The organism is Edaphobacter aggregans DSM 19364 (genome assembly GCF_000745965.1).
Taxonomy (GTDB): Bacteria; Acidobacteriota; Terriglobia; order Terriglobales; family Acidobacteriaceae; genus Edaphobacter; species Edaphobacter aggregans.
The window spans coordinates 1-13,828 of sequence record NZ_JQKI01000040.1; the positions used below are offsets into that span (position 1 = coordinate 1).

Annotated in this window: 13 protein-coding genes; 10 read left to right on the forward strand and 3 right to left on the reverse strand. The window is 52.3% G+C overall.

The genetic code is table 11. The features are described 5' to 3' along the window. From Q363_RS42825 to Q363_RS38250, 4 genes are all read left to right on the forward strand, one after another. On the forward strand, positions 1-478 hold a 478-nt coding region (locus Q363_RS42825; RefSeq protein WP_035352100.1), incomplete at its 5' end, for a hypothetical protein. Between the two features lie 133 nt (positions 479-611). Beyond that, on the forward strand, positions 612-2,243 hold the full coding sequence (locus Q363_RS16065) for an AsmA family protein (RefSeq protein WP_035352101.1): 1,632 nt from the start codon (positions 612-614) through the stop codon (positions 2,241-2,243). 534 nt (positions 2,244-2,777) lie between these two features. After that, positions 2,778-4,229, forward strand: coding sequence for a putative bifunctional diguanylate cyclase/phosphodiesterase (locus Q363_RS16070; RefSeq protein ID WP_051978860.1), 1,452 nt, complete (start codon positions 2,778-2,780; stop codon positions 4,227-4,229). A gap of 440 nt (positions 4,230-4,669) precedes the next feature. After that, complete coding sequence (locus tag Q363_RS38250) at positions 4,670-4,885, forward strand: alpha/beta fold hydrolase (RefSeq protein WP_281176011.1); 216 nt, start codon at positions 4,670-4,672, stop codon at positions 4,883-4,885. Positions 4,886-4,928: 43 nt separating this feature from the next. Here Q363_RS38250 and Q363_RS16075 read toward each other — a convergent pair whose 3' ends face one another. After that, positions 4,929-6,374, reverse strand: coding sequence for a sugar transferase (locus Q363_RS16075; RefSeq protein ID WP_084080418.1), 1,446 nt, complete (start codon positions 6,372-6,374; stop codon positions 4,929-4,931). A 64-nt stretch (positions 6,375-6,438) separates the two neighbouring features. On the opposite strand from Q363_RS16075, the gene Q363_RS40600 reads away from it, so the two are divergent. The 4 genes from Q363_RS40600 (at position 6,439) to Q363_RS16090 (ending at position 10,038) form a co-directional block, all read left to right on the forward strand. Beyond that, positions 6,439-6,594 carry a hypothetical protein gene (locus Q363_RS40600; RefSeq protein ID WP_157466983.1) on the forward strand — a complete coding sequence of 52 codons (156 nt, stop codon included), beginning with the start codon at positions 6,439-6,441 and terminating at the stop codon, positions 6,592-6,594. Between the two features lie 165 nt (positions 6,595-6,759). Continuing rightward, entirely contained in the window at positions 6,760-7,512 is a 753-nt protein-coding gene (locus Q363_RS16080; protein ID WP_035352103.1) for a helix-turn-helix transcriptional regulator, read from the forward strand. Positions 7,513-7,576: 64 nt separating this feature from the next. Beyond that, entirely contained in the window at positions 7,577-8,980 is a 1,404-nt protein-coding gene (locus tag Q363_RS16085) for a UDP-glucose dehydrogenase family protein (RefSeq protein WP_035352105.1), read from the forward strand. 98 nt (positions 8,981-9,078) lie between these two features. Next, positions 9,079-10,038 carry a UDP-glucuronic acid decarboxylase family protein gene (locus Q363_RS16090; protein ID WP_035352106.1) on the forward strand — a complete coding sequence of 320 codons (960 nt, stop codon included), beginning with the start codon at positions 9,079-9,081 and terminating at the stop codon, positions 10,036-10,038. Between the two features lie 193 nt (positions 10,039-10,231). Here the strand turns inward: Q363_RS16090 and Q363_RS45870 are convergent, their stop codons facing one another. Further along, entirely contained in the window at positions 10,232-10,435 is a 204-nt protein-coding gene (locus tag Q363_RS45870; protein WP_157466986.1) for a hypothetical protein, read from the reverse strand. A gap of 33 nt (positions 10,436-10,468) precedes the next feature. On the opposite strand from Q363_RS45870, the gene Q363_RS42055 reads away from it, so the two are divergent. Next, positions 10,469-11,179 (forward strand): glycosyltransferase, encoded by a 711-nt coding sequence (locus Q363_RS42055; RefSeq protein WP_157466998.1) that lies wholly within the window; start codon positions 10,469-10,471, stop codon positions 11,177-11,179. Next, positions 11,176-12,459 carry a flippase gene (locus tag Q363_RS16105; RefSeq protein ID WP_035352110.1) on the forward strand — a complete coding sequence of 428 codons (1,284 nt, stop codon included), beginning with the start codon at positions 11,176-11,178 and terminating at the stop codon, positions 12,457-12,459. The genes Q363_RS42055 and Q363_RS16105 overlap by 4 nt, the downstream gene beginning before the upstream one ends. Here Q363_RS16105 and Q363_RS16110 read toward each other — a convergent pair. Continuing rightward, positions 12,443-13,819 (reverse strand): O-antigen ligase family protein, encoded by a 1,377-nt coding sequence (locus Q363_RS16110; protein ID WP_035352112.1) that lies wholly within the window; start codon positions 13,817-13,819, stop codon positions 12,443-12,445. The two genes, Q363_RS16105 and Q363_RS16110, sit on opposite strands and share 17 nt — an antisense overlap. Between the last annotated feature and the right edge of the window lie 9 nt (positions 13,820-13,828).

Genomic DNA, 13,828 nt, shown 5'->3' on the forward strand with positions numbered 1-13,828 from the left:
CTACCAGACTTGGATCATGAAACGGGATGTTATGCGGGCTTCCGCCTTTGCCTCACAGCGTTCCTACCAATGTTTGCCCTCACCCTCCAAAGACCAGAAGAAAGTGTCACCCATCACCAGAATCCAGTCTGGGCTTCAACAGCCGCTCGGGAGAATTCCATCCGGCGCGAATCTCTCAGACATGACGTCGAGTCTGCAGCCCCGTAATGACCTGCTGCCCCCAGTCCAGCAGGAAAACTCCAAGGCCTTCGCCATCATGGCCGTGCCGGACCAGATGGCCGATAGCTTTCTGTGCCAAAATCGTCAGCCGCACGAAGGTGCTCCGGACTTGAAACCTGCTGATGCAAAATACGGAGCTTATTACTTGTCCGCCAGTCGATTGAATTATGGAGAGGAAGAATCACCCGCTCTTCTGTTGTTGTGGACCAAAGAGGAAGCGAGTTGGAAGGTTGTTTCCTGGGCTGTGGAGCTTCCATGACTCCCGCTATGTCGCTGACCGTGAGCGGAAGCGTCAGGGTAAGTCACTTCGAAAAAGGATTCCAACCGGCAATTGCATCAGCCAGATCTGTAGACAAGCATTCTTGAAAGTGCGGAAGGACACGATTAAACCAATGCAATTAAACAAACGTACTCTGAAGATCGCTGGAATCGTTGTCGCGGCAGTGCTGGTAATCCTGATCGCGCTTCCGCTTTTCATCAACATCAACAGCTTTCGACCGAAGATCGAATCGGAACTGACGAGTGCCTTGGGACGGCCCGTGACGCTGGGAGAGATGAGCCTTTCGCTCTTCAGCGGCAAAGTCGGCGTGGAGAATGTCAGCATCGCCGACGATCCGGCCTTCAGCCAATCACCGTTTATAACAATGAAGTCGTTGGAGGTCGGCGTCGAGGTAATGCCGCTTATCTTCTCCAGGCAACTAAACATAACGGGGATCGAGTTGGAAGAGCCCCAGATTACTTTGCTCAAAGCTTCCAACGGAACCTGGAACTTTTCCAGCATCGGCGGGGCAAACAAAAACAAACCTCCTGAGCCGGCGGAGTCGGGTGGCTCACAGAACCTCTCGATTGCCAAGCTGGAGATCAAAGATGGAAAGTTGTCGGTCGGCAAAGTCAACTCCACGGCGAAGCCGCAGGTTTACGACAAGCTAAACGCAGAAATTTCGAACTTCTCTTTAGCTTCTCAGTTCCCGTTCGAGCTGACCGTCAACCTGCCTGGAGGCGGCGATGCCAAGCTCACAGGCAAAGTGGGACCGGTCAATCCGCAGGACTCGGCCAAGACTCCTTTCGGCGCCTCAGTGAAGGTGAAGGGTTTGGATCTCGCAGCCTCGGGCTTCGTCGATCCGGGGAGCGGCATCGCCGGCTCTGTCGATCTTGAGGGAACGTTGAACTCGAATGGCAGTCAGGCCAAGGCGGCGGGCGTGATCACCTGCGAAAAGCTCGAGCTTTCACCCAAGGGGTCACCGGCTCCGAAAGCCGTGACCGTGAAATACGCAATTGACGAAGACCTCGACCGACAGGCGGGCACCATCACCCAAGGGGACATAGCAATCGGCAAGTCAGTCGCTCGGCTCACGGGCGGATTTCAGACCCAGGGTGAAACGCAAGTGATGAACCTGAAGCTCAGCGCCCCGAACATGTCGGTCGATGAACTGGAAGCGATGCTCCCAGCCCTTGGCGTAGTGCTTCCTTCAGGATCGAAGTTGAGTGGTGGAACACTGTCGGCCGACTTGGCCATCAGCGGTTCACTCAACAACTTGGTGATTGCCGGCCCGGTGCGGATGTCGAACACGAAGTTGGCCGGTTTCGATATGGGTTCGAAATTGGGCGCTCTATCAGTCTTTAGTGGAAAGGCTTCCTCTAATCCCGACACGACCGTTCAGAATGCCAGCTCGAATGTGCGCATTGCTCCTGACATGACGAGGGCTGACGCCATCAATGTGACGATACCATCCCTCGGCGTGGTGACGGGAGCCGGTACGATTAGCCCAAACGGGGCGCTCGATTTCAGTATGATTGCCGACTTGCAGACCAACAGATCCGAAGCACGAGCGGAGAGAACGGGTCTGGGCGGCGATAGGGGAGGTGTGGCCTTCAGGATTCAAGGGACATCATCGAACCCGAGCTTTGTTGCGGACGTAGGGAGTTTGGCCGGTAACGCTGCAAAAGGGGCGATACAGAGATCTGTCTCAGAAAAAACCGGCGACAAGACGGGCGGCATCCTGCCGAAGAGGAGGCCGAGATAGGGCTGCGCGTGGAACAACTTCAATTAACTCGAATCAGATGAAAAACATGGCGATGTATTGACCACGCCGGAACGAAGTCCCAATGGGTCCGGGAGGTTCGGCAAGATCTGAAACGACAAGAGTTCGAAAATCGTCCCACTAGGGCCGATCATTATTTCCATTATTTTCAATGGGAGAAAGATCGTCGCTCGCGAAGCTGTAAACTTAACCCCGATCGGTTTCGGCTCGAAATTTACGACGAATCCGTTTGATTGCGGGCATGAAGCGGCTCTCAAAGTAGGTCGCGAAAATGATGGGTGATTTTCTCAGCAAGTGAGAGAACTCCGACGAAGTCAATAGCTACAGTCGGTAGTCAAGAATGTTACTACTGTTACTTTTGGTGGTTACTTTGCGTGTGGCGTATGGTATTATGCCGTTCAGGATTCACCGTCAACTGCTTATGTCTTGACCTGCCGTGACTTCCCTCCCAGTTGTTCTTCACAGGAACGGCGGTCTCCCGGGAGTTACCGTCTTCTTGGATGGAGCCCGCAATAGATGTTTGACGACCTCTGTGCTCTGGAAAGAGTGCCTGGCCTTTTTCGCCTGATTCCAGGAAGCAATTACGCCATGTCCAGATTCACGAGAAGAGCAGTTCCGCCACCTGCCGGGCACCTGTCGGTGATGGAGGATGTTACGGTGAAACATCATCGGGGCCAAGACAATCAGCAAGCTTTGTACGACGATTTGACCGGGCTGCCAAATCGCAGATTGCTCGCGCAACAGATGGTCCGTGCTTTGACTTCGGCGAGAGAAAGTGGACACCGCGCTGCCATTCTTTGTCTGGCGATCGATCGATTTCAGCAGGGCGACGATGGACATGGACAAATAGCGAAAGACAAGTGCATGAAGCGGATCGCAACGATGCTAACCCGGCGCTTGCGAGGAATGGATCTGGTAGTCCGTACCGGAGAAGAAGAGTTCACGATTGTCTTGGGTGAAATAGAAAGTGTGGGAGCTGCAGGCATTGTGGCGAAAGCTCTCGTGGAGTTGTTCGCAATACCTTTGGAAGTTGAGCAGTGCCCGATTCTGCTCCGCGCAAGTGTAGGTGGCGCTGTATATCCGGACCACGGCGAGAGAGAGATGCAGCTATGGCAGGGCGCAGACACTGCAATGCGCCGTGCCAAGCGAGATGGAGGTGGCCGTTACCATTTGGCAGCACAGGACACGAGTACGGACGTTGCCGAAAACGTGGAGCTTGAGGACCATATACGTACGACGCTGCAGGAGGGGGGACTTCGCCTGCACTATCAGCTGCAATACCACATGAATGGTCAAATCCGCGGAGTGGAGGCGCTGTTGCGATTGCCACATCCGACCCTCGGATATGTAAGTCCGGATCGCTTTATCCCACTGGCAGAGGCGAGCGGATTGATTCACCCTCTCGGAAAATTTGTGATCAAAGAAGCTTGCCGACAATTAATGCTCTGGAACAAGGCGGGAATGACACCAGTTCGAATTGCGATCAACGTATCTCCGCTGCAATTGATGCGCAGCGAATTTGCTGCAGAGGTGCAGCAAGCCATACTGGAGTCGGATGTCGACCCAGCATTGCTGGAGATAGAGATCACGGAGAGAGTGATCTTGAATTTCGACGAGACTGCCAAGCGCATGACGGAACTTGCTGCCCTGGGGATTCGTTTTGCCGTCGATGATTTCGGCACAGGTTATGCCTCGCTGCAACATCTGCATCGGTTGCCAATTTCAACGCTCAAGATTGACCGTTCCTTCATTCAGCGATTGTGCGAGTCCAGTCGCAGCTATCCAATTGTCAAGGCCATCGTCGAGTTGGCCCATAGCCTCAAAATGCAGGTAATTGCAGAAGGAGTCGAAGATGAAGATCAATTGCAGCTTCTTCGGGAGCTGAAGTGCGATTGCATCCAAGGCTTTCTCTTATCGCGTCCTTTACCTCCGGAAGAGATAAAGGTCTTCCTGAGCAACCAGATATAGACGTTCGAGGATTGCTGCCGCGTAGGCCGGTCATAATCACGTCTGACCAAAGCAGCTTCATCCTATTCTCAGACGAAGTCCCCAGCGTGGCGGAGTTAGCCCGCAGAAATCTCAGGCGACACGATGCGTGCGATCACGGCAAGCCGTGGAGTCGAACCAGCAGCCAGCGATGAGTGAGGTAATGCTTGCGAACAGCAGAAAATGTTTCTTCGGATTGCCGGGGGTCATCGTCGCAATTCTCTTTTCAGGGTCTCTCCATTCGTAGGACGCGGCCCACACGCCCCACACGCGGATACAGGAGACAAAAGCGAAAGTTCAGTTCATCGAAGTTGAACCGGGCGTTGAGCTAGAAGTCATGGATTGGGGCGGACTAATCGCCCCGTCGTTGTAATCGAGGGCCCTTCCAGAACCGCGTATAGGTTTGAATCCTTCGGATTGATCTGAACAAGAGTGTCCACGTCTACAGGATCAAGCGGAGAGGTTACGGCGCATCAAGCGTGTCAATGCCCACATCGAACAACTATTCCGCCGAGCGGTTGGGAGACGATGTCATCGCAGTACTTGATTCGCTGCAGCTCAAGTCACCCATCCTCATCGGGCACTCATTCGGAGGCGAAGAGTTGAGCTCAACGGAAGCCGGAGACCTGGACGGATAGCGAAGGCATCCGTCTCGCTTGATCCTGGAACTCTCATTGCATTCTACACGGCACCAGAGCCGCGAAAAACCGCGGGGATTGTTTGCAATAGTATTTTAATGTCGAGCCAGACCGACCACTGATCGATATATCGCATATCCAAGGCCATCCATTCGTCAAAACCAATTGTGCTTCGTCCCATAACCTGCCAAAGGCAGGTTATGCCAGGTTTCACGCTGAACCGCCGCCGGTGCCAATCCTGTGAGAATCCCTGGTAGTCCCGAAGCGGGAGCGGCCGCGGGCCAACTAAACTCATATCTCCTACGAGCACATTAATGAGCTGAGGGAGTTCATCAAGACTCGTCTTCCGCAAGAATTTGCCGAAGGTCGTTATACGGGGATCATTTTTCAATTTGAAGGTTGGCCCTTGAGTCTCATTGAGGTGCTCCACTTGCGCAATGAGCTTTTCAGCGTTTTGGACCATTGTGCGAAATTTCAGAATCTGAAACGGTCGCTTACCGTACCCCAATCTCGTCTGGGCGAAGAATACCGGCCCCTCGGATGTGAGCTTGATCAAGACTGCTATCATGAGTAATACCGGCGCAAGAATAATAAGCACAATGGCCGAGATGGCGATATCTGCTACACGTTTAATCATCGAAGCTCGGGCGTCCCACGATTCATCATGCAGAGTAATGGCTCCCAGAGGCCCCGTCAGATACGTTGTTCGCTTCGACTCTTCCTGGTCGAAAAAGGTTCCTATGGAGTGGACTGCAATACCGTGATGCCGGCAAGTCGCAACGATCTCCGCTATCTGCTGGTAAAAAGATGCAAGAGGCAGCGTTATAATCACTTCATCAACCGAAAGGGTTCTGAGGACAGCGGGGATTGCCTCGAATCCTCCGAGTAATGGCCCGAAATCGGACGTCCGATCGTGCCAGCGCTGTTCATCGATGAACCCCTGCACGCGATAGCCCCATTCAGGGTGTAGCCCGATGTCTTGGGCAAAACGATCGGACCGGTGATTGGTCCCTACAATCAATATGTTTCTGAGATTGCGTCCGTGTGAGCGTAATGCGTGCATTATCGCCCGGCCAGCCAGGCGAGTAGACATCAGTACAGTGAAGCTCAAAATGCCAAAGAGGATACTGATGATGCCCCACCCTACAATGTTGTGCTTGAATGGCGTTGAGATCAGCCATAACCAAGCAAGAGTAAACAATGCGCATACTGAGCAGGCGAAACAAATATCCAGAGATTGCTTGAAATAACCCTCCAATCTGCGGGAACGGTAGAACCCGTTTGACAGAAGTGTTCCCTGCCAGGCCAATGCCAGTAAAAACGTAGCCAGAAATACTTGAATTGGATGATGCGTCTCGAGAGAATTAAGCAGATCGAGGACCTTGTGATGGGATTCCAGTGCATAGGCAACGCCCAGACAGGAAAACAGCAGGGCGATATCAACAACTCGAACCAATTCTAAGATCGTTTTTCTGTTTGAAGGTGTCACGAGAAAAGCCTCTTGTCATGTGCTTTCTGTAGGCACAGGTTAGGGTGGAAACAAGGAGATTGCGATGTCGACGTCTGGCCTGATCGTAGGACGTGCCTGTAATCTTGACAATGAAGAGAAGTACCTCAATCCGACTTCTCACATTCCAGTGAACCGCTGTCTGACACCTCAACATCGCAGCCGATATGCCACCCAGGTCAACCCCGAGCAGGGTCCGTAAATGCTGATAGGAATTAAGTTGCAATACCTTCGTACTCTGGACGTGGCGCCAATAAACCCATAACCTTTTGACAGCTAGCTCCACACTCGATCCACCTTGGATTTGAAATCCCTCAAGGTGAAAACTGGTTCTCTAATAAGCGCAACCTCAGGGCCGGAGGTGCTCATGAACGAACTCACGGGGAAAAAGGGGGCGATTGGCATCAGACTCTTGATGGCTAGTCTGCCACTCATGCTTTGCGACCTCTTGCAGGGCGCATTTGAGGCTGTCCCAGACATACAAGTTGTTGAACCGATTAATGACGTACAGCATCTTTTGGATATCTCGAAGAGCGGCACCGCCGACGTAATTCTTCTGGGGTCTTCGCGAGTAGAAAATATTTGCAGCGCTGTCGCCATTCTTGATGCTCTTCCAGATCGTCATAAGGGCGCGAAAGCGATAGTGCTCACCCAAAAACCAGGCTATGCAGAGGTCATTTCTCTGTTCCGGGCTGGAGTGAGAGGCATTGTCTGTAGCGAGGACCTGCGATTCGATCTCCTCTGCAAGAGCATCCGGTGTGTGCATCGGGGGCAGATCTGGGCTAGCAATCAACAGTTGGCATACTTGGTGTCGTCTGTGTCTCGTCCAAAATCCACCGATGTCACCGACGCCAACGGCAGACCTCTGCTCACGGCAAGGGAGCAACAAGTTTTGCACTTATTGGCTGATGGTCTGAGCAATTCCGAGCTGGCCACAATGTTGCGGCTGAGTGAGCATACCATCAAAAATCACCTCTTCCGCATATACGACAAACTTGGTGTATCGAACCGAATGGAAGCGGTTTTGTACGCACTTACTCCGCGCAATACACTTCCAGTCTCCGACGATACTGCAAAAGAAATGGTATCGAGCAAAGTTCGGATGATTCGAACTGGCTAAGACTTGTACAACGTTACAACACACACAAGGTAATCCAACGAAAAATGAGGCCACTAGGACATCTATGAAGGACACGATTCAAATTGCCGTAGTTGGTTCTGGATACGTAGGCTTGGTAGCCGCCGTTTGCTTCGCTGAGATGGGGCATAGTGTTGTTTGCGTAGATAATGACCAGCGAAAAGTCGACGCTCTGCGGAGCGGGGATAGCTTGATTCACGAAAATCATCTGCCTGAGTTGCTCGAACGTTATCGGAATTCAAAGGTAAGGTTTACGAGTGACTTGGGTGAGGCTACGCGTGAGGCTGAAGCAATCTTCATCGCTGTCGGAACACCTCAAGGCGATTCCGGTAAGGCAGACCTTTCTTATGTCGAAGCGGTAGCCAATGAGATTGCGCGATCGCTTACATCTTATAAAGTCATCGTCGAAAAAAGCACGGTTCCCGTATACACAAATGAGTGGATACGGCGAGTGATGGAGCGTAACGGGGTTTCGCAGAGACTCTTCGATGTCGTGTCAAACCCGGAGTTTCTGAGAGAAGGCACGGCCATTAGCGACTTTCTTCATCCGGACCGAATCGTGGTTGGAACCGACAGTGAACCTGCGCGTGCGCTGCTAGCAAGGATATACGAACCGCTGACGAATGGCAGCTACTATGAGCAGGATGATTCAATTGACGGTTTCCGCAGCTCGGCCGCGCCACCGCCGTTGTTATTCACCTCTACCAAGAGCGCGGAGATTATCAAGCATGCCTCTAATGCCTTCCTCGCGCTAAAAATATCTTTCATCAACGCCGTATCAAATCTCTGCGAAGCTGCCGACGCTGATGTCGAACAGGTGGCGAGAGGAATGGGACTGGATAGCCGCATCGGCCCCAGATTTTTACGTCCTGGTATCGGCTATGGCGGATCTTGTTTTCCGAAAGATGTCGCTGCTTTTCGAGTTGTGGCAGAGCAGCTCGGGGTCGACTTCGCCTTGTTGACCGAGGTGGAAAACATCAATGCTGATCAGAAGAAGCGCTTCCTCAACAAAGTGCGTTCAGCCCTATGGACACTCCGAGGAAAGAAGATCGGCGTGCTTGGTCTTTCCTTCAAAGGGGGCACCGATGATATCCGCGAATCGCCGGCAATCGAACTTGTCGAAATGCTGCTGGCGGAAGGCTGTTCAATCAATGCGTTTGATCCAGCAGCAATGGCGCGGGCCGAACTAGTACTTCCTCCCGGCTCCAATCTGCGGTATATGCCGGATGCGTACGCTGTAGCCCATAATGCAGAAGCTTTGCTGATCTTGACGGACTGGGAAGAATTCAGCCACCTGGATCTGCACCGCCTCAATGGATTGATGCGTTATCCCATCGTAGTAGATGGTCGTAATCTCTACGATCCGGATGTCATGTCGCAGAACGGATTCACGTATTTCAGCGTGGGCAGACCGGCAACTCAACATGTGCATGAGCTCACGACTGCATAAGCCCCCAGCGACGGCGACAAACATTCAACCTTTGAATTGCCTGTGGAAAAGAGGCCTGTCCTGATCTACGCATGTAAATCAACCTTTCAGAGGTGGAGATGAACGCCAAGAGAATTCTCGTGACCGGAGCAGCAGGTTTTCTTGGCTCTCACCTGTGTGACTCCCTGCTCAATCAGGGAAACCATGTCGTTGGCGTCGACAACCTTAGCACAGGAAATGAGGTTAATTTAGCTCATCTTTCCAATGAGCCCCAGTTCGAGTTTGTTCAAAAGGACATCTGTCAACCTTTTGATGTCGGCTCAGTTGATTTTGTCTTCAACTTCGCTTCGCCTGCGAGCCCAGTGGATTATTCCCGGCTGGGGATCGAGACTCTGCTCGTGGGATCGGCGGGGACTATTAATACTCTCGATATCGCAAAGAAGCACAATGCCGGCTATCTTCATGCTTCTACTTCGGAGTGCTACGGCGATCCCACCGTTCACCCTCAGTCCGAAACCTACTGGGGCAACGTCAATCCAACTGGGCCACGCTCTGTTTACGACGAAGCTAAGAGATTCTCCGAGGCTGCGGTGATGGCTTATCACCGCTACTATGGGGTCAACACTCACTTGGTGCGAATCTTCAACACCTACGGCCCACGCTTGCAAGTCAACGATGGCCGGGTAATTTCAAACCTGATGAGCCAAGCTCTGCGTGGAGAATCGCTAACCATCTATGGTGACGGATCGCAGACCCGCAGCTTTTGTTACGTCTCAGACCTGATCGCAGGCATTCTGGCACTGGCGGATTCAGATGAACATCTACCAGTCAACATAGGTAATTCAGACGAGTGGACGATTCTCGACTGCGCAGAAGAGGTTCTGAAGGTTACTGGCCTCCACCGAGATATTACCTTCCAACCCCTTCCACAAGATGATCCGACGCGTCGCAGGCCGGACATCAGTAAGGCAAAGGCTCTTCTTGGATGGGAGCCGAAGATCACGTTACGTAAAGGTCTGGAGTTGTCACTTGCCTATTTTCAGGCCTGCGTAGATAAACAGCTCCTCGTGAAGGCTTAGCTCTTATGGAGTCATATTGTCTGGCATTGCCTACCATCTCCTGACTGAGGCCGAACCCTTCTCTGAGTTTCACGGAGGCGCAATTTCACGTTGGGCTGGCAATGTACTTCGCTATGCACCAGCGGTGGTCGTTTGCCCTTCAGCGGACAATACATGGGATTTTGCCTCAGAAGCCATCTTTGTACTTCAGGGTTTACAGCGCTATCACCGTCTTCGTCGCCGTCTTCTTCAGCTTCCATGGACCCTCCATCGGATGGTACTTGAGCGAGTATTTCGTCCACTTCTGAAACGTGTGCGACACGGTGATGTCGTGTGGATTCACAACCGACCGGACTTCGCTATCGCGCTTACGCCGCATATTCGTTGTGTCGGAGGCAAAGTTGTTCTCCATCTGCACAATGCTCACCTGGTCGAATGGCCAACCGCACTGATGAGACGGGTTCGCGTAGATAGGCTTGTCTTCGTAAGTGAATTTCTACGGAATCAGGCGCAAGCAAAATTTACATCACTTGATACCTCTTGTGTGCTTTACAACGGTGCTGACGAAACAATCTTCTACCCCTCCTCAGACCACAAAGAGGAGACGAGAATACCCATTGTTCTGTTCGCCGGGAGGATTGTTCGAGATAAAGGTGTTCACGTTTTAGTCGACGCCATGAAGCTCCTCGCACAACAAAACGTCAAACTTCAGCTCCGCATCGTTGGATCTTCGAACTTTGGCAATAGTCGAGAGACCGACTACATCACTCAACTTAAGGCGAATGCACCTAAGACCGTCACCTTTCTTCCTTATCGTTCTGGTGCTGCGCTAGGCGATCTCTTTCGGGAAGCCGACATATTTTGCTCACCCTCAATATGGGATGAGCCATTTGGTCTCGTCAATGTAGAGGCGTTCGCCTCGGGCATTCCGGTTGTCAGCACGCATGGCGGAGGATCCTCCGAGATCTTTGCGCACGGTGGTGGCATCCTTGTGGAACGCGGATCTGCCGAGCAGCTTGCCTCTGCTCTGCGTCGACTTGCGGAAGACGCAAAGCTTCGTTCCAACTTGGGTACGCAAGGCTATGCCGCGTTCCGCGAACGCTTCACATGGTCAGTTGCCCGTACGCAGGTTCAAGAGATCCAACGAGACCTCTCCATATGATTGCAGCTCAGATTAAACGGATTCGACAAAACACGCTAGCCCGCAATGCTGCATGGATCTTTGCCGGCCAAGGCCTGTCCTTCGTTATCCAAGCGTTGTACTTCGTTTTTCTTGCCCGCCTTCTCAATCCCACTCAGTATGGCGTACTAGCAGGTGCTGTTGCCCTGGTTACAGTTGTCAGTCAGTACAGTACGATGGGATCGGGTCTGGTTCTGCTTCGGTATGTAAGCCAGGACCAAAGACGGTTCCCAGAGTACTGGGGCAATGTACTGATGTCGACCATCATCTACGGCTCGCTCATCGTGCTCATTTTGCACCTCACCGGGCACTGGCTCGTCGGCGCGGAGAGCGCCTCACTGTTAACTCTCATCGCCTTCTCCGATTGCATCTGCGGACAGTTCAGCACATGCGCCGCTCAGGTCTTTCAAGCCTTTGAGCGAATGCGCCTGACTGCTACCCTCAATCTGCTCACGAATCTATTTCGACTCACGCTCGCTTGCATGATGCTACTCATCATGCATCATGCCGTGGCCCGACAATGGGCAGTCGCGATGCTTATTATTTCACTCTGCGCTACGTGTGCCGCCTTCATCATTGTTACGCGGCACTTTGGCTGGCCACACTTCACACCCCGACTGCTTTTCACACGTAGTGCAGAAGGCTTCGTATTCGCAGTCTCGGGGTCAACGACTTCGGCTTACAACGACTTTGACAAAGTTATGCTTGGCCACTACGGCATGACCGTAGCCAACGGCATCTACTCGATGGCATATCGTGTAATCAACATTGCGACGATGCCTATCCAGTCGATTGAGGCAGCGGCGTTCCCTCGTTTTTTTCGTGAAGGAGCGAAGGGCATAACCGCTGTACAGCCGCTCGCTACGAAAATCTTGAAGCGTACTGTCGTGCTTGGCCTTGCTGCCGCCGCTGGTATCTTCCTATTGGCCCCGATCGTTCCTTTCTTTATCGGAAAAGGCTTTACGCCTAGCATCAGCGCCTTGCGATGGCTGTGCCTCATTCCTTTTTTCCGCAGCTTTCACCTATGCGCTGGCGACGCAATCGCCGGTGTTGGTCAGCAGAAGTTACGCCTGCTCTGTCAAATCATTGCAGCCGGGTCGAACTTTGGTCTGAACCTCTATCTGATTCCGCATTATTCGTGGCGGGGCGCCGCGATCGCCAGCCTCTTAACTGACGCCGGGCTAGCCGTGCTTACCTGGTCGGTACTGTTTTGGTTGCGTCGACGAGAGCGAAAGACAGTTCTCGCTATGCAGATCGCCTGATAGCTCGTCTTTGCCCTTCGGTGAACGATTGCATCCGCATTCGCTCCAACTTCAACCCCACACAGGCAAGCAGAAACATCATTGAACCAAGATGCTTCGGCTCAAAGAGAAAGCTCTCATCCAGGTTGTAGATCGCAGTAAGAATTACGATCGCCATGTACCACTCCACGGCCCGAAGCTGGGATTGGTTATATGAGCGCAAGAGGCAGACGACTCCATCACGGAAGGCGAAGCCGAAGAGCGACAAGACAATTATCAAGCCTACTACGCCCATCTCAAGTGTGACATCGAGAAACCCGTTCTGAGCCTGCCCTAAAGCCCACGTCACTGCGAGAATAATGCGATAGGATTCGCCCTTGAAACCTAACCAGAACGCCTGATAGCCATAACCGAAGAGAGGATGTTTGACGATAGAAGTCATCACTTCATCCCATATCTCAGTACGACCGGTCAACGTCGCATCTTTCCCAAGTAGGCTAATCAAGAAGTCAGGCTGCAAGATAACTACTGTTGTTCCAGCGGCAAAGATCACGAACAGCAGGATAAAAGCAACGAAGTAATCTTTCTTTCGAAAGCCGCGCACCATCTTCAACGTCAGTGCGTAGGTAATATAGACAGCAGTCAATAGATAACTTGTCGCGGCTCGCGAAAACGCGATCGCCAGCAGGCAGAATAGGATCTGTGAGACTCGTACGGATTTCCAAAAGTTAGTGCGCGGACGATACGAGACTGCGACGGTTAAGAAAAATAAAGCCATATTGCCGAGATAGTTTTTAGCACTGAAGATACCCTTCCACGCTGTCGAATGACCTCCCATCAGATCACGGCCGTACTGCGGTAGAGCGATAGCGAAGAGGATACTCGCCACTATCGTTCCTGTACCCAGAACGAGAAACAACTCAAGCACTTCATTCAACGTGTATCGAGACATGATGTAAAAGATAAGCAGAATACCGCCCAGCAGCACGATACCAGAGCTGAACGTTCGCGTAATCTGCTGCGATACAGGTGAGAGAAGGAGTGCACATATTGGAAAGCTGGTTATCAGTTTCATCTTCAGACTCAACACGGAGACCGAATGATGGCGGCGAATCACAAAAATCATGCAGACGCCAAAAATCAAAATATTGCTAAATCGATCGAGAAAGACACCACCTGCTGAGCTTGTCTGAACCGCACGCATGGCGGTCCCACTGTTCACGAACGGAGAAACACCATCGAGCGCGAAGTAGAGCAGTGGTAGCAGGAGGCCCCAGGTCGAAGCACGACGCCAGAAATGGAGCGCTCCTTCTTCAGTACTCGCCGCCTTTTTCATATGACCGCCAATAAGGGCCGGTCTCAGGGCTTGGTAGGTCGCCAAACACACCCT

What these genes read in the sequence shown, in the direction of transcription:
- Q363_RS40600 (WP_157466983.1), top strand. Translation starts at nt 6,439, where the DNA reads ATGTCGACGTCTGGCCTGATCGTAGGACGTGCCTGTAATCTTGACAAT.
- Q363_RS16065 (WP_035352101.1), top strand. Translation starts at nt 612, where the DNA reads ATGCAATTAAACAAACGTACTCTGAAGATCGCTGGAATCGTTGTCGCG.
- Q363_RS16085 (WP_035352105.1), top strand. Translation starts at nt 7,577, where the DNA reads ATGAAGGACACGATTCAAATTGCCGTAGTTGGTTCTGGATACGTAGGC.
- Q363_RS16090 (WP_035352106.1), top strand. Translation starts at nt 9,079, where the DNA reads ATGAACGCCAAGAGAATTCTCGTGACCGGAGCAGCAGGTTTTCTTGGC.
- Q363_RS16080 (WP_035352103.1), top strand. Translation starts at nt 6,760, where the DNA reads ATGAACGAACTCACGGGGAAAAAGGGGGCGATTGGCATCAGACTCTTG.
- Q363_RS42055 (WP_157466998.1), top strand. Translation starts at nt 10,469, where the DNA reads ATGAGACGGGTTCGCGTAGATAGGCTTGTCTTCGTAAGTGAATTTCTA.
- Q363_RS16070 (WP_051978860.1), top strand. Translation starts at nt 2,778, where the DNA reads ATGTTTGACGACCTCTGTGCTCTGGAAAGAGTGCCTGGCCTTTTTCGC.
- Q363_RS16105 (WP_035352110.1), top strand. Translation starts at nt 11,176, where the DNA reads ATGATTGCAGCTCAGATTAAACGGATTCGACAAAACACGCTAGCCCGC.